Raw genomic sequence first — 14,885 nt, 5'->3', positions numbered from 1 at the left:
TGGTCACCCGCTATCCTTTCAAAAGTCCCGCCGCTGGCGTCTAGCGGCGATATGTCAATTTGAGGAGAGGCTCGACCATGGCCGTGCCGAAGCGCAGGATGTCGCGCGCGAACACCCGTAGTCGCCGCGCGCAGTGGAAGGCCGAGGCAACTGGCCTGGTCAACGTGTCGGTCGCCGGCCGTGCATACAAGGTGCCGCGTCGGTTGCTGAAGGCGGCTCGCCTGGGTCTGATCGACCTCGATCGTCGCTAATAACGCTCCGACACGAGCGGTGCTTTACCCACCAGATCGTTCATCAATGATTGGATAGCAGTTATGGCTACCCGGGTACTGGTTGTTGATGATGACCGCGCGGTGCGCGAGTCGCTGCGCAGATCGCTGTCGTTCAATGGTTACGCCGTCTCATTGGCTACCGACGGCGTCGAGGCGCTCGAGGCGATCACCAGTGACCGGCCGGACGCGATGATTCTGGATGTCATGATGCCGCGCCTGGACGGCCTGGAAGTCTGTCGCCAGCTGCGCAGCACCGGTGACGACCTGCCGATCCTGGTGCTGACCGCCCGCGACTCGGTCTCCGAGCGGGTCGCCGGCCTGGACGCCGGCGCCGACGACTATCTGCCCAAGCCGTTCGCGCTGGAGGAACTGCTGGCGCGGATGCGCGCGTTGCTGCGCCGCACCACCGCCGAGGACCTGTCCGAGTCGGTGGCGATGTCCTTCGAGGACCTCACGCTGGACCCGGTGACCCGCGAGGTCACCCGCGGCGACCGGCAGATCAGCCTGACCCGCACCGAGTTCGCGTTGCTGGAGATGTTGATCGCCAACCCGCGCCGGGTGCTCACCCGCAGCCGCATCCTGGAGGAGGTGTGGGGCTTTGACTTCCCCACCTCGGGCAACGCGCTGGAGGTCTACATCGGGTATCTCCGTCGCAAGACTGAAGCCGAAGGCGAGCCGCGGCTGATCTACACCGTTCGCGGGGTGGGTTACGTGCTTCGCGAGACACCACCCTGATGCAATTTTTCCACCGGCGACAGGACGGCGCTTCGGCGCAGAACACCTCCCTGTCGCTGCGCTGGCGGGTGATGCTGCTGGCGATGTCGATGGTCGCGCTGGTGGTGGTGCTGATGGCCGTGGCCGTCTACGCGGTGATCTCGGCGGCGCTGTACAACGACATCGACAATCAGCTGCAGAGCCGCACCGAGATGCTGATCGCCAGCGGCTCGCTGGCCGCCGATCCCCGCAAGGCGATCGAGGGCACCGCCTACTCCGACGTCAACGCCATGCTGGTCAATCCCGGGCGGTCGATCTACACGGCCAACCAGCCCGGCCAGCGATTGCCGGTCGGTCCGCAGGAGAAGGCCGTCATCCGTGGCGAGCTGTTCCTGTCGCGGCGGACCGCGGCCGGTCAGCGGGTGCTGGCCGTGCACCTGCCCAACGGCAGCACGCTGCTGATCTCCAAGAGCTTGGCGCCCACCCGGGCGGTGACGATGAAGCTGCGCTGGGTGCTGCTGGTCGTCGGCGGCGTGGGTGTCGTGGTGGCCGCGGTGGCCGGCGGCATGGTCACCCGGACCGGGCTGCGGCCGGTGGGCCGGCTGACCGAGGCGGCCGAACGGGTGGCGCGCACCGATGACCTGCGGCCTATCCCGGTCTACGGCAGCGACGAATTGGCCCGGCTCACCGAGGCGTTCAACGCGATGTTGCGAGCGCTGGCCGAGTCGCGAGAACGGCAGGCGCGGCTGGTCGCCGACGCCGGTCACGAACTGAAGACCCCGCTGACTTCGTTACGCACCAACGTCGAACTGCTGATGGCGTCCGCCGCGCCCGGCGCCCCGCAGCTGCCCGACGAGGAGATGGCCGATCTGCGCGCTGACGCAATCGGTCAGATCGAGGAATTGTCCACGCTGGTAGGCGATTTGGTGGACCTCACCCGCGATGACCGGCGCGAGGCCGCGTTCGAGCAGGTCGACATCACCGAGGTCGTCGACCGCAGCATGGAGCGAGTACGGCGGCGCCGCAACGACATCGAGTTCGACATCCAGGTGATCCCCTGGCACGTGTACGGCGATGCCGCGGGCTTGTCGCGGGCGGTGCTCAACATGCTCGACAACGCCGCCAAGTGGAGCCCATCCGGCGGAATCGTGGGTTTGCGGATGCGTCAGATCGACCCGACGCACGTCGAGCTGGTGGTCTCCGACCAAGGTCCGGGCATTCCCGAGAATGAGCGTGAGTTGGTGTTCGAACGCTTCTTTCGCTCCGATCAGGCCCGCGCGATGCCCGGGTCCGGCCTGGGGCTGGCGATCGTCAAACAGGTGGTGCTCAAGCACGATGGCGCGATCACCGTCGAAGACACCGTCCCCGGGGGCCAGCCGCCGGGAACGACGATCCGGATGGTGTTGCCCGGTGGACCCACCTCAGCGGGCAAGATGCCGGCCACGGCTGTCACAGGCGGTTCTCAGTCCACGTAGGCATGGTGGTTGAGGCAACTTCGCGTCCCTAGGAGCAGGCAACGACATGATGAACCACCCGGGGTATCCCCCGCCGCGTCAGCAGCCGCATCGGTCCGATCCGACGGGCGCGTCAGCGGCGGAGCAGCGTGGGCCGGCCGGCTATCCGGGCCGGGGCGCGCAGGGCCCGTACTCGCAGTCGTACGACTGGCGCTACGCCCAGTCGCCGGGCCAGCAGGCCCAGCAGCCGGCCTACCGCTCGGTCTATGACGGCTCCTACGGCCGGCAGCCGATCCCGGGTCCGGGCGTCCCCTCGAGACGCCCGCGCTCGGGCGCGCTGGTGCTCGGTGCCGTCGCCATCGCGGCGCTGTCGGGCGTGATGGGCGGCGTGGTGGGCTCGGCCCTGCACTCAGACCACAAAACCGTCGCCGGGGGCAGCCACACCAGCCTCCAGTCGCCGGGTGTGCCCGCCGCGGTGACCCTGCCCGACGGTTCGGTCGAGAAGGTCGCGGCGAAGGTGGTGCCCAGCGTCGTGATGCTGGAGACCGATTTGGGCCGCCAGTCCGAGGAGGGCTCGGGCATCATCTTGTCGGCCGACGGAATGATCCTGACCAACAACCACGTGGTGGCCGCCGCGGCCAAGGCTGATGCGACCTCCAAGGCGCCGCCGAGGACTACGGTGACGTTCTTCGACGGACGCACCGCATCGTTCAGCGTGGTGGGCACCGATCCGGCTAGCGACATCGCCGTGGTGCGCGTGCAGGGCGTTTCCGATCTGACCCCGATCACCCTCGGTTCCTCGGCGGATTTGCGGGTGGGGCAGCACGTGGTGGCCGTCGGGTCGCCGCTGGGCCTGGAGGGCACGGTGACGACCGGCATCGTCAGCGCGCTCAACCGGCCCGTTTCCACCAGCGGTGAGGCGGGCAACCAGAACACCGTGCTGGACGCGATCCAGACCGATGCCGCCATCAACCCGGGCAACTCCGGTGGGGCGCTGGTCAACATGAACGGCGACCTGGTGGGGATCAACTCGGCGATCGCGACGATGGGCGGGGACTCCGCCGAGGCCCAGAGCGGGTCCATCGGACTGGGCTTCGCGATTCCGGTGGACCAGGCCAAGCGGATCGCCGACGAACTCATCAACTCGCCGGATCACACGGCGTCGCACGCCTCGCTGGGGGTGCGGGTCAGCAGCGAGCGCAGCCTGCACGGCGCGAAGGTGGTCGAGGTGGTGCCGGGGGAGGCGGCGTCCAAGGCCGGTCTGCCCGAAGGCGTGACGGTGACCGCGTTCGACAAGCGCCCGATCGGCAGTGCCGACGCGCTGGTGGCCGCGGTGCGCTCCAAGGCCCCCGGCGACCAGGTGACGCTGACCTACCTGGATGCCGGCGGCGCCTCCAAGACGGTGCAGGTCACCCTGGGTAGAGCCCAGCAGTGACTTGACTCGCGGGCCGGCCGGTCCGTTGCGGCGGCCCCAGCTTCGGCTCTCCTTCGTCGAGCCTCGCTGAACCGCTCGGCTGATGCGGCGGTCCCAGCTTCGGCTCTCCTTCGTCGAGCCTCGCTGAACCGCTCGGCTGGTGCGGCGGTCCCAGCTTCGGCTCTCCTTCGTCGAGCCTCGCTGAACCGCCGGTGGATTCCGCGATATACGGTTGCACCCATGGAACAGACCTCAGAACTCGCCGGCCGCGCGCTCGTCGTCGTCGTCGACGACCGCACCGCGCACGGCGATGAGGACCACAACGGTCCGTTGGTCACCGAACTGCTCGCCGAAGGCGGGTTCATGGTCGACGGTGTGGTCGCCGTCGCCGCCGACGAGGTCGAGATCCGCAATGCGCTGAACACGGCGGTGATCGGGGGAGTCGACCTGGTCGTGTCGGTCGGCGGCACCGGGGTCACCCCGCGCGACGTCGCCCCGGAGGCCACCCGCGACATCCTGGACCGCGAAATCCTCGGCATCTCCGAGGCGCTGCGGGCATCCGGCCTGGCCGCCGGGGTTTCCGACGCCGCACTGTCGCGGGGCCTGGCCGGGGTCTCGGGCAGCACCCTGGTGGTCAATCTGGCCGGTTCCCGGGCCGCCGTGCGCGACGGGATGGCGACGCTGAACCCGCTGGCGGCGACGATCATCGGCCAGCTGTCCAGCCTGGAGATCTAGGTGTCCACGCCCGGCCTCGGCGAACACCAGGAGTCCTCCGACGAGCGCGATCCGGACGACGCCCGGGAGATCGAGGAGCGGGAGCGGTGGCTGCGGGACAACATCCCGCCACATCACGGTTGAGATCCGACTTCGCCCAATCACCCGCGCCGACGCGCCGGCGGCCATTACGGTTCGCTTGGGCAGTGCAGGGCTGTCCGCAGTGGTTCCGGGCGGAAGGGGTGCACCGGTGTTCAAAGGGTTCAAGAATTTTCTGATGCGCGACGACGTCATCACCGTCGCCATCGGTCTGGTGGTGGCGCTGGCGTTTTCCAACCTGGTCAAAGCCTTCACCGACAGCGTTATCAACCCGCTGGTCTCGGCTGCCCAGCCGGACACCGCCGGACTGGGGCTGGGTTACCAACTGGGGGCGGAGGGCAACGAGGCGACCTTCATCGACCTCGGTGCGTTCATCTCGGCGATCGTCTACTTCATCGTGTTCATGGCGACCGTCTATTTGTTTATCGTGTTGCCCTACAAGCACATTCAAAAGCGGCGCGGGAAGACGGTGTTCGGCGACGCGCCGCCCACCAAGACCTGCCCGGAATGCGTGTCCGAAATCGCCGCCGAAGCGACCAAGTGCAAGTTCTGCGCCAGCTCGCAACCGGCCGCCGCGGCGTGACGATTCAGCGCAGCGTGAGCGTCACCGACTGAGCCAATGTGGCACCGGCCACCGCCACAGCGGCGGTCGCCGGCAACGCCACCAGCACCACCCGATCGTCGTGATTCTGCTTGTCCGACACCAGCACCACGATCCCACCGGACGCCACCACCCTGGGTGCGCCCGGTGGGTCGGCTGCGTCGTCGGCCGTCACGACGTCGACGACGTCACCGGGGCGCACCAGGTCGACCAGTGCGGCGTCGGCCGGGTGCACGCCCACGATGCGGGCGTCCGGACCGGCGGCCGCTTCGGTGAGCCGGCTGCCCAGTAGACGGACATCGGTGAGTACCTCGCCGCGGCGCGCCGGTCCGGCCAACGTGGTGTGCAACACCGACGACAGGTCGGTGGCGACACCGTCGGGAACCGTTCGCGCGGGACGACTTTCAAGCGAAACGTCATCGGCGGTCAACGCCGCGCCGGGGGGCAGGTCGCGACTGGTCACCACCACCTCGACCCGTTCGCCGTGCGGATCGGGGCGGATCGCTGCGAGGCCGGCCAACACCACGAGGGCGCCGGCGGCAACCCGCCGTGCGCGTACCGTGCGCATCCAGTCCGGACGCAGCGCCTGCGAGACACGCGAGATCAATGTCGGGTTGAGCGACTCGCCCATGCCGTCACGCTAAACGGCCGGCCCGCCCGGGATGGCCGGCCCGGGTGCCGACCTGTGGATAACGCGTTAAGCCGAGGCGGCAGCAGGCGTGGATGCCGCGCCGGTCTTGGGCTTGTCGGCGGACTTGGTGCCGCTGTCCGCCGAGGACTTGTCGGCCGACTTGGTGCCACCATCGCCGGAACCGCCGGACCCCGAATCCGATGCCGTGGACTTGGCGGAGCCGCCGCCGTTCGTCGAGGTCTTGCCCGCATCCCGGCTGTCGGTGCGGTAGAAACCGCTGCCCTTGAACACGACGCCGACCTTGCCGAAGATCTTGCGGAGGCGACCGTTGCACTCCTCGCAGGTGGTCAACGCGTCGTCGGTAAAGGCCTGGACCACATCGAAGCGGTTGCTGCACTCGGTGCAGGCGTAGCTATAGGTGGGCACGCGAACCTCCGTGAATCGAACGATCGGGTTAGCACTCTACCGTGCTAAGTGCTAGAACCGCTATTTGGCATTGAGCATTCCGGGCCATTGCGGGCCGTTCCGGGGCCGTCGGGGCTTCCGGCCAGGGGCACCAGCCCGAGTCCGGGGGTCAGGGCGTGGGTCATCGGCACGTCGTGCGGTTCGGCGGGCAGTTCCAGGCGGTCGGGGAGCAGTTCCTCGTCGCGCACGACCGCCACCAGCGGGGTCCGCGGCCGGCGCAGCAGCAGGGAGCGGTCGTAGAAGCCCGCACCGCGGCCCAGTCGCACGCCCCGGCGGTCGAGGGCCAGTGCCGGGACCAGGACCAGATCCGCCTCCGCCAGCGTCTCCGCGGGCAGCCACGGCTGCGCCGGTTCGAGCAGCCCGAACCGGGCGGAAACCAGGGTGTCGGGCCGATAGTCGCCCCACAGCAGCGCCAGGGGCGTGCCGTCGTCCCCGGTGCGCACCACCGGCAGCAGCACCCGGATCCCGCGCCGGGTCAGGCCGTCGAGCATGGCGGCCGAACCGGGCTCATCGCCCACCGGCAGGTAGGCGCAGACCGTGCGGGCGCTGCCCGCCAGCTGTTCCAGGTGGCCGGCCAGCGCGCGGGCTTCGGCGTCGTGCAGGTGAGGCGGAACCGCACGGCGGGCTTCGAGGACTCGCGCGCGGATCGCGGACTTGGTGGCCACCGCCGAGTTGTCGGTCACGCCGTTCAGCCTGTCAGCACCGGCTCGCCCACCGCCAGGGGGAGGAGATGGAGTTGATTGCGGTTATCGTGTGAACAATGCCCACGCCGAAGGTTCCGATTCCGCGTACTGCCATTGTGCCCGCGGCCGGTCTGGGTACCCGGTTTCTACCGGCGACCAAGACGGTGCCCAAGGAGTTGCTGCCCGTCGTCGACACCCCCGGCATCGAGCTGGTCGCCGCCGAGGCGGCCGAGGCCGGGGCCGAGCGGCTGGTGATCATCACCTCCGAGGGCAAGGACGGCGTTGTCGCGCACTTCGTCGAAGACCTGGTGCTGGAAGGCACGCTGGAGGCACGTGGCAAGAAGGCCATGCTGGCAAAGGTGCGCCGGGCCCCGCAGTTGATCAAGGTGGAGTCGGTGGTGCAGGCCGAGCCGTTGGGGCTGGGCCACGCCATCAGTTGCGTGGAACCCACCCTGTCCGCCGACGAAGACGCCGTCGCCGTGCTGCTTCCCGACGACCTGGTGTTGCCCACCGGGGTGTTGGAGACGATGTCGGCGGTGCGGGCCAGGTGGGGCGGCACCGTGCTGTGCGCGATCGAGGTCAGCCCCGAAGAGGTCAGCGCCTACGGCGTTTTCGACGTCGAGCCCGTCCCCGGTGGTGACAACCCCGACGTGCTGCGGGTCAAGGGGATGGTCGAGAAGCCCAAGGCCGCCGACGCGCCGTCGATGTACGCCGCCGCGGGCCGCTATGTGCTGGACCGGGCCGTGTTCGACGCGTTGCGGCGGATCGACCGCGGCGCCGGCGGCGAGGTGCAGCTCACCGACGCCATCGCGCTGATGATCGCCGAGGGCCACCCGGTTCACGTGGTCGTGCACCGCGGATCGCGACACGACCTGGGAAATCCGGGCGGCTACCTCAAAGCTGCGGTTGACTTTGCCTTGGATCGTGATGACTACGGTCAGGACCTGCGCCGGTGGCTGGTGGCGCGGCTGGGCTTGGCGGAGACCTGAGGCAAAGTCAGTTCGAGCCGGCCCGGAATCGGAGCGAGGCTTTGAGAAAGGCGCACCGTGCGTTCGGTTGAGGAGCAGCAGGCTCGGGTTTCGGCTGCCGCGGTGGCGCCGCGTCCGGTCCGGGTGGCGATCGCCGAGGCGCAGGGCCTGATGTGTGCCGAAGAGGTGATCGCCGAGCGGCCGATGCCCGCCTTCGATCAGGCGGCCATCGACGGTTACGCGGTGCGCAGCGTCGACGTCCTGGGTGCCGATGCGATCGGTGACAGCTCCGATGCGGCCGAGCGCGATGCTGCCGCGGTGACCCTTCCGGTGTTGGGCACCATCGAAGCCGGGGCGCGCACGCCCACCCGGCTGCAACCCAAACTGGCGACCCGGATCCAGACCGGGGCTCCGATGCCCACCCTGGCCGACGCGGTGCTTCCGCTGCGCTGGACCGACGGCGGCAATTCGCGGGTCCGGGTGCTGCGCGGGGTGCGCCCGGGCGACTACGTGCGCCGCGTCGGCGACGACGTGCAGCCCGGCGATGTCGCCGTCCGCGCCGGCACTGTCGTCGGCGCCGCCCAGGTGGGTCTGCTGGCCGCGGTCGGCCGGGACCGGGTCCTGGTCCATCCGCGGCCCCGGTTGTCGGTCATGGCGGTGGGCGGCGAATTGGTCGACGTCACCCGCACCCCCGGCAACGGGCAGGTCTACGACGTGGACTCCTACGCGCTGGCCGCCGCAGGCCGTGATGCGGGGGCCGAGGTGAACCGGGTCGGCATCGTCAGCAGCGAACCCAAGAAGCTGCGCGAGGTGGTCGAGGGACAGCTCAACCGCGCCGAGGTGGTGGTGATCGCCGGAGGGGTGGGCGGTGCGGCGGCCGAGGAGGTGCGTGCGGCGCTGTCGGACCTCGGCGAGATGGAAGTCGCCCGGATCGCGATGCACCCCGGTTCGGTGCAGGGTTTCGGCCAGCTCGGGCCGGAAGGGGTTCCGACATTCCTGTTGCCGACCAGCCCGGTCAGTGCGCTGGTGGTGTTCGAGGTGATGATCCGTCCGCTGATCCGGTTGTCGCTGGGCAAGCGCGAGCCGATGCGCCGGATGGTGCGGGCCCGAACGCTCGGGCCGATCAGTTCGATGCCCGGGCGCAAGGGCTATCTGCGGGGCCAGCTGATGCGTGATGAGGGAACCGACGAGTACCTGGTGCAGGTGCTCGGGGCGACCGGGGGCACCTCGTCGCACCTGCTGGCGACCCTGGCTGAGGCGAACTGCCTGGTGGTGGTCCCCGAGGAGGTCGAGCAGATCGCCGCCGGCGAGCTGGTGGACGTCGCTTTTCTGGCGCAACGGGGCTGAGTCCGAGGACATGCTGGTCAACCTGTGGCCCTTCAAGGCCGTCCAGCACCCCGGATGGCCCACGGTGCTCGGGCCGCTGCGGGTCGCCGCCGGGGTGCTGCGGCTGCGGCCGGTGCGGATGCGCGACGGCGTGGCCTGGAGCCGGATCCGGTTGGCCGACCGGGCCCACCTGGAACCCTGGGAGCCCAGCGTCGAAGCGGACTGGATTACCCGGCACAGTTCGGCCGCCTGGCCGCCGGTGTGCTCGAGCCTGCGCACGGAGGCCCGGTACGGGCGGATGCTGCCGTTCGTGATCGAGCTCGACGGCCGATTCTGCGGCCAGCTCACGGTCGGCAACATCGCCCACGGTGCGCTGAGGTCGGCCTGGATCGGCTACTGGGTGTCCAGTTCGGCGGCGGGCGGGGGCGTGGCGACCGGCGCGGTGGCGCTCGGTCTCGACCACTGTTTCGGGCCGGTGGGACTGCACCGGGTGGAGGCCACCGTCCGGCCGGAGAACGGGGCCAGCCGGGCCGTGTTGACGAAGGTCGGCTTTCGTCAGGAGGGTCTGCTGCGGCGCTATCTGGACGTCGACGGCGCGTGGCGGGACCACCTGCTGGTGGCGATAACGGTCGAGGAGGCGGCCGGATCGGTGACCTCGGCACTGGTGCGGTCGGGTCGGGCCGCATGGGCCTGACCGAGATAGGCCGCCGTGTTGCCCGTGTGATAGTTGTGACTATCGAGGTCAGCGAGTAAATTACAACTGTGTAATTGGCTCGGCGCGCCAACCGAGGTCGTGTGGGTCAGAAGACCTAGCCTTGGCTGGGAAAGGAGCAGGCCACCATGCCCAGCATCCCGCAATCATTGCTCTGGATCTCACTGGTCGTCCTCTGGCTGTTCGTACTGGTGCCGATGCTGGTCAGCAAGCGCGACGCGGTGCGTCGCACCAGTGACGTGGCGCTGGCGACCCGTGTGCTGACCAGCGGGGCCAGCGCCCGGCTGCTCAAGCGCGGCGGCCCGGCCGCCGGTCATCGCAGCGACCCCGACTGGCAGCGCAGCGCCGCCGACACCGACCTCGACGACGTCGAGGACATCGACGAAGACGAGCCCGCCGAACCGGCCGGGGGTGGCTCGCGGGTGTTCGCCGCCACCGCCGGCGAACAGGGCGAACTCGACTACCTCGACGTCCTGGACGTCGAAGTCGTCGCCGACGATTCCGACGTGTTACCGCTGTCGGAGGCGGGTTTGGCTGCCGAGGCCGAAGCTCAGGCCCGCGCTCAGGCGCAGGCCGAAGCCCAGGCGCAAGCCGAAGCCGAGGCTCAGGCGCAGGCCGAAGCCGAGGCTCAGGCGCAGGCCGAAGCCGAAGCTCAGGCGCAGGCCGAAGCCGAAGCCGAAGCCGAGTCCGAACCGGAAGCCGAATCCGACGGCTACGAGTACGAATACGTCGAGGACAGTTCAGGTTTGGAGGCCGAAGCCGACTCGCCGGCGCCGGCGGCGGCGCGTCCGCGGCGCTACGACACCCAGACGGCCGCCGCCGTCAGCGCCCGCAAATACGAGTTCCGCAAGCGGGTGCTGATGTCGCTGGCGGTGGTGCTGGTGTTCTCGGCGCTCACCGCGTTCACCGTGGCGCCGACCGCGTGGTGGATCTGCGGCGGGGCGGCCGGCGCGACGGTGCTCTATCTGGCCTACCTGCGGCGGCAGACCCGCATCGAGCAGCAGGTGCGGGCGCGGCGAGCGCGGCGGGCCGACCGGCCGCGTGCCCGCCGGGAGAATGTCGGTGCCGAGGCGTTCGAGGTGGTGCCGTCGCGGCTGCGTCGCCCCGGCGTCGCGGTGCTGGAGATCGACGATGAGGACCCGGTCTTCGAGCACCTGGAGTACGCGGCGACCGCGCGCGGGTACGCCTGGGGTGGGGACCTGCCGCGGGCGTCGGGTCAATAGCGTCTCGGTTTCAGGGGACCGGCCGGGGGCTGGTAGCCTGCTACCGGTCAAGGGGCTATAGCGCAGTTGGTAGCGCGTCTCGTTCGCATCGAGAAGGTCAGGGGTTCGATTCCCCTTAGCTCCACAGAGTTTGGGCAGGTCAGGACTGTTCCGTGATCGTCAGCCTGCCGAGGCCGGGTCCCGATCGTAGGGCGGGCCGAGGAAACGTCGTACCGCAGCCTTTTCGGCGTCGCCATCCTTGAGGGGCCAGTACCAGAGCGCCAGAAACACGCGGATCAGCCACTGCGCGGCCAGCGGGTCGGGATTGTCGGCGCCGACCATCTCACCGGCGAAGCGGGCGACGACGGGAGAGTCGGTCAGCCACCCGGTACCCGGCGGGCCGGTCATGGAGCTCATGATCTTAGCGAGCGGGTCGGCTCGCATGCGCTGCAAGGCGACGGTGGTGGCGGTGACGATGCGCTCCGAACCCGTCAACCCGGTGATGGCGTCGCGCACCGAGTCGAGGATGCGTTCGGCCTGCCTGCTCAGCACGGCATCCCGGATCGCGGCTTTGCCTCCGACATGACGGTAGATGGTCGCCGGCGAACAGTGAACGATGGCCGCCAGCGCGTCGATGCTGAAGCCGTCGTAGCCGCGACGCGACATCAGGTCGGCGGCTGCTGTGTAAATCCGCTCGGCGCCGGCACTGCGTCGATCCCGACCGATCAGCCAGTCGTTTGCCACGGCCATCGCACACTTCCTCCCGGCGAAATCATGACAGGGATTTATCACCGTGAGAATGATTTCGGTATTTCTCTCAGAGGTGGTGCTGGTCGGCGCGGCGGCTGAGAACGTTGGTCCGTAGCGTCACCGCGCCCGCCTTGCAGGTTCCGCGCAAGCTGTTGACGCAGCTCACGGGCCCGTACAGCCTTGGGCTATGTGTGCCGTGGTGAACGCGACCGACTTCTTCGGCAGCGCCGCAATCCAGGACCCCTACCCGCTCTATGACGTGATGCGCCGCCGCGGCGGGGTGAATCGGATCGGTGAGTCGGTGTTCTACGCGGTGTGCGGCTGGGACGCCGTGGTGGAAGCCGTCAGCCGCGTCGAGGACTTCTCGTCGAACCTGACCGCGACGATGGTGTATCACGACGACGGGACCGTGACGCCCTTCGAGATGGGCCAGCTTGGTGGGCCGATGCAGGTACTGGCCACCGCGGACGATCCGCTGCACGCACAGCACCGGAAGTTGCTGCTGCCGCATCTTTCCGCGAAGCGGGTGCGGGTGATCGAGGAGTTCGCCGAGGCCACCGCGAAGCGGCTCTGGTTCGAGGCCAGCGGTGACGGGCGCATCGAATGGATGAGCGCCATGGCCAACCGGCTGCCCATGATGGTGGTCGCTCGCCTGCTCGGGCTCCCCGACGACGACGTCGACGAGCTGATCCGGCTGGGATATGCGACCACCACCCTGCTCGACGGAATCGTCAGCGAGGATCAGCTCTCCGCCGCCGGCGTCGCGGCCATGCAGCTGTCCGGTTACGTTCTCGAGCACTTCGAGAAGGCCACCGAAGACCCCCAACCGGGCCTGATCGGCGACCTTGCCGCGCGCACCAAATCCGGCGAGTTGGAACAGCTTCCGGCGCTGGCGATCATGCTCACCTTGTTCAGCGCAGCCGGTGAATCCACCGCCTCGCTACTCGGCAGCGCCGCCTGGATTCTGGCCACGCGCCCCGACGTGCAGCAGCAACTCCGAACCCGCCCCGAACTGCTGGGTGCGTTCATCGAGGAGACCCTGCGCTATGAGTCGCCGTTTCGCGGCCACTATCGCCACGTGGTCAAAGACACCACCCTCGCCGGCGTCGAGGTGCCCGCTGATTCGCGCCTGCTGTTGGTCTGGGGCGCGGCCAATCGCGATCCCGAGCACTTCGAGACCCCCGACGAGTTCCGGCTCGACCGCAGCGCCGGGAGGGGACATGTGGCCTTCGGCAAGGGCGCGCACTTCTGCGTAGGCACCCCGCTGGCCCGCCTGGAGGCTCAGATCGTCCTGCGCACGCTGCTCGAAGAGACCACCTGGATCGACGCGGCCACGGTCGGCCAGTGGCAGCCCAGCATCTTGGTGCGTCGGCTCGAACGGCTGGAGCTGGACCTCCGCTGACTCGCCAACGGACTGAATTCCCTACGGGTGCCTGATGAGATACGTCTCGTTGTCTAGCCCATCAGTGAGTTCCCGCACGTCGAACGGTCGGTTCAGCCGTGCGCGCAGGGCCTTCGGGTCGATCAGGAGGCTGATCTCGGCGGTCTGCCGCGCGACCAGTCGCCCGATCAGCGGGTAGAGCCGGCGCATGATCGCCCGCTCGATCGAGGTGCAGCGCGATGCGCAGTAGCCGACATGTCCGACCTCGTCGGTGAGAATCTCGCTGTAGAGCAGGTTGATTCGTTCTGCGACTTCGGGTTCATCGGCGAACAGCTCGATACCGACGCGCCGCAGTTCGTCGAACATGATGCAGCCCACCATCTCTGCGGCTCCGACGAACGTGAAGCCGATTCGCGCGGGGAGAAATACACCGGTCTTGACGAACTGCCGCATGACCAGCGGCGGGGGCACGACCTGGAATGTCAGATCGAATACGTCGAGGGCGTAGGCCAACAGGCGGGTGTGGTAGTGCTCCTCGAGTTCGAGGTAGACGTTCTCGGGAGGCAAACTCTCGTCGCTGTTGCGCCCGTAGGTCTCGCCCAGTCCGACGCCGAACCGCTCCGCCTGATTGAGTTTGGCGGTTGCCAGCAAGAACAGCATTTTGCGGTCCAGGCCGGGCTCGGGTCGCCGGCGGCGCAGGTTGCGAAGGAAGGTCGCCCGGTCGGCGGGTTGAGCGGACCGGACCGGGTTCGCTTCAAGCTCGTCGAAGAACAGTTCTCGGTTGGCCAACCGCCGGTTCAGCAGGTCCGCTTCGCCATCCCGTCTGGCCAGGAATTCCCGGTAGCCCTCGATGCCGGAGTGATTCATCGGCTCTCCATTCCCTTGACAATCGTTGTGACGTAACGGTTTAGAAGTGCTGCATCGTGCGCTCCGGTGGCCAACAACGCAAACAGGCCGGAGAGGAAAAATGTTGCGAGTTCGCCCCCATCGAGCTCCGAGGACACCTGCCCGCAGTCCTGCGCTCGGCCGATCACGCCCACCAGGAACTCCGCGACCGGGTGCTGGGCCAATTCGTCTTCGACGGGACGAGACGAGGTGAAATGCAGCCCGAGCATGTCTCGGAGAACCACGGTTCCCAAGCGACGTTTGGCGCTGAGCACGTGGTTCACCACCTGTGAGAGCACCGAGGTCAAATCGCCGTCGGCCGCGCCGAGTTCATCGACGATCCGGGTCTCCTCGTTGCGCTCGAGTTCGATGAGGACGTGTTCCTTGGTGGGGAAGTGGAAGTAGAACGTTCCCCGCACCACCCCTGCCGCTGCGGCGATGGCGCTGACGTCGGCGCCGGCCAGCCCGTGCTGGGCGATCTCGGTCAGCGCGGCGTCGAAAAGTCGCGCGCGGGTTTCGAGTCGCCGAGCCTCCCGAATGCCCCCGGCGCCCGATGGCGGAGAGGTCAGTTCACCCAGCGGCTGCATGCACGCACCGTACGCCCTTTTGCTGAC

17 protein-coding genes, 1 tRNA gene and 1 pseudogene are annotated in these 14,885 nt (G+C 68.6%); 13 read left to right on the top strand and 6 right to left on the bottom strand.

Features of this window, described 5'->3' with window-relative positions; all coding sequences use genetic code 11:
- Positions 1-77 precede the first annotated feature (77 nt).
- The 7 genes and pseudogenes from rpmF (at position 78) to G6N23_RS15635 (ending at position 5,250) form a co-directional block, all read left to right on the top strand.
- Entirely contained in the window at positions 78-251 is a 174-nt protein-coding gene (rpmF, locus tag G6N23_RS15660; protein ID WP_064920133.1) for a 50S ribosomal protein L32, read from the top strand.
- A gap of 63 nt (positions 252-314) precedes the next feature.
- Positions 315-1,007 (top strand): response regulator transcription factor, encoded by a 693-nt coding sequence (locus G6N23_RS15655; protein WP_085262568.1) that lies wholly within the window; start codon positions 315-317, stop codon positions 1,005-1,007.
- Positions 1,007-2,428: pseudogene (locus G6N23_RS15650) on the top strand (ATP-binding protein); the annotation flags it as partial. The gene G6N23_RS15655 and the pseudogene G6N23_RS15650, both read left to right, overlap by 1 nt.
- A gap of 79 nt (positions 2,429-2,507) precedes the next feature.
- On the top strand, positions 2,508-3,875 hold the full coding sequence (locus G6N23_RS15645; RefSeq protein WP_085262566.1) for a S1C family serine protease: 1,368 nt from the start codon (positions 2,508-2,510) through the stop codon (positions 3,873-3,875).
- 219 nt (positions 3,876-4,094) lie between these two features.
- Positions 4,095-4,589: a MogA/MoaB family molybdenum cofactor biosynthesis protein gene (locus G6N23_RS15640; protein WP_085262565.1), complete on the top strand. Its 495-nt coding sequence runs from the start codon at positions 4,095-4,097 to the stop codon at positions 4,587-4,589.
- Positions 4,590-4,712, top strand: a complete 123-nt coding sequence (locus G6N23_RS22435; protein ID WP_264070215.1) for a hypothetical protein — start codon at positions 4,590-4,592, stop codon at positions 4,710-4,712.
- A gap of 79 nt (positions 4,713-4,791) precedes the next feature.
- Positions 4,792-5,250, top strand: a complete 459-nt coding sequence (locus G6N23_RS15635; RefSeq protein WP_328822077.1) for a large conductance mechanosensitive channel protein MscL — start codon at positions 4,792-4,794, stop codon at positions 5,248-5,250.
- A 4-nt stretch (positions 5,251-5,254) separates the two neighbouring features.
- On the opposite strand, the gene G6N23_RS15630 is transcribed toward G6N23_RS15635, so the two are convergent.
- The 3 genes from G6N23_RS15630 to G6N23_RS15620 form a co-directional block, all read right to left on the bottom strand.
- Positions 5,255-5,899 carry an SAF domain-containing protein gene (locus G6N23_RS15630; RefSeq protein WP_085262563.1) on the bottom strand — a complete coding sequence of 215 codons (645 nt, stop codon included), beginning with the start codon at positions 5,897-5,899 and terminating at the stop codon, positions 5,255-5,257.
- Between the two features lie 66 nt (positions 5,900-5,965).
- Complete coding sequence (locus tag G6N23_RS15625) at positions 5,966-6,325, bottom strand: FmdB family zinc ribbon protein (RefSeq protein WP_085262562.1); 360 nt, start codon at positions 6,323-6,325, stop codon at positions 5,966-5,968.
- Between the two features lie 44 nt (positions 6,326-6,369).
- Complete coding sequence (locus G6N23_RS15620) at positions 6,370-7,047, bottom strand: 5-formyltetrahydrofolate cyclo-ligase (protein WP_085262561.1); 678 nt, start codon at positions 7,045-7,047, stop codon at positions 6,370-6,372.
- Positions 7,048-7,124: 77 nt separating this feature from the next.
- Here G6N23_RS15620 and G6N23_RS15615 point away from each other — a divergent pair, with 77 nt between their 5' ends.
- The 5 genes from G6N23_RS15615 to G6N23_RS15595 all read left to right on the top strand — a co-directional run bounded on the left by G6N23_RS15615 (position 7,125) and on the right by G6N23_RS15595 (position 11,400).
- The gene (locus G6N23_RS15615) at positions 7,125-8,036 is read left to right on the top strand and encodes a UTP--glucose-1-phosphate uridylyltransferase (protein WP_085262560.1); all 912 of its coding nucleotides are present in this window, start codon (positions 7,125-7,127) and stop codon (positions 8,034-8,036) included.
- 57 nt (positions 8,037-8,093) lie between these two features.
- Positions 8,094-9,362: a molybdotransferase-like divisome protein Glp gene (gene glp, locus G6N23_RS15610; protein ID WP_085262559.1), complete on the top strand. Its 1,269-nt coding sequence runs from the start codon at positions 8,094-8,096 to the stop codon at positions 9,360-9,362.
- 10 nt (positions 9,363-9,372) lie between these two features.
- Entirely contained in the window at positions 9,373-10,035 is a 663-nt protein-coding gene (locus tag G6N23_RS15605; RefSeq protein ID WP_085262558.1) for a GNAT family N-acetyltransferase, read from the top strand.
- A gap of 146 nt (positions 10,036-10,181) precedes the next feature.
- Positions 10,182-11,276, top strand: a complete 1,095-nt coding sequence (gene sepX / locus G6N23_RS15600; RefSeq protein WP_085262557.1) for a divisome protein SepX/GlpR — start codon at positions 10,182-10,184, stop codon at positions 11,274-11,276.
- Positions 11,277-11,327: 51 nt separating this feature from the next.
- Positions 11,328-11,400: transfer RNA gene (locus G6N23_RS15595), tRNA-Ala, on the top strand.
- A 35-nt stretch (positions 11,401-11,435) separates the two neighbouring features.
- Here G6N23_RS15595 and G6N23_RS15590 read toward each other — a convergent pair.
- On the bottom strand, positions 11,436-12,005 hold the full coding sequence (locus G6N23_RS15590) for a TetR/AcrR family transcriptional regulator (RefSeq protein ID WP_085262556.1): 570 nt from the start codon (positions 12,003-12,005) through the stop codon (positions 11,436-11,438).
- A 187-nt stretch (positions 12,006-12,192) separates the two neighbouring features.
- Between G6N23_RS15590 and G6N23_RS15585 the strand changes: the two genes are divergently transcribed.
- Positions 12,193-13,407, top strand: a complete 1,215-nt coding sequence (locus G6N23_RS15585; RefSeq protein ID WP_085262555.1) for a cytochrome P450 — start codon at positions 12,193-12,195, stop codon at positions 13,405-13,407.
- Between the two features lie 21 nt (positions 13,408-13,428).
- Here G6N23_RS15585 and G6N23_RS15580 read toward each other — a convergent pair whose 3' ends face one another.
- Together G6N23_RS15580 and G6N23_RS15575 are read right to left on the bottom strand one after the other, a co-directional pair.
- Positions 13,429-14,253 (bottom strand): hypothetical protein, encoded by an 825-nt coding sequence (locus tag G6N23_RS15580; RefSeq protein WP_085262554.1) that lies wholly within the window; start codon positions 14,251-14,253, stop codon positions 13,429-13,431.
- Positions 14,250-14,858: a TetR/AcrR family transcriptional regulator gene (locus G6N23_RS15575; protein ID WP_085262553.1), complete on the bottom strand. Its 609-nt coding sequence runs from the start codon at positions 14,856-14,858 to the stop codon at positions 14,250-14,252. Before G6N23_RS15575 ends, G6N23_RS15580 begins: the two co-directional genes overlap by 4 nt.
- Between the last annotated feature and the right edge of the window lie 27 nt (positions 14,859-14,885).

It is taken from the genome of Mycolicibacter terrae (assembly GCF_010727125.1).
GTDB lineage: Bacteria > Actinomycetota > Actinomycetes > Mycobacteriales > Mycobacteriaceae > Mycobacterium > Mycobacterium terrae.
Note: the sequence above shows the minus strand (reverse complement) of the source record. Positions and strands in the feature narration are given on the sequence as shown.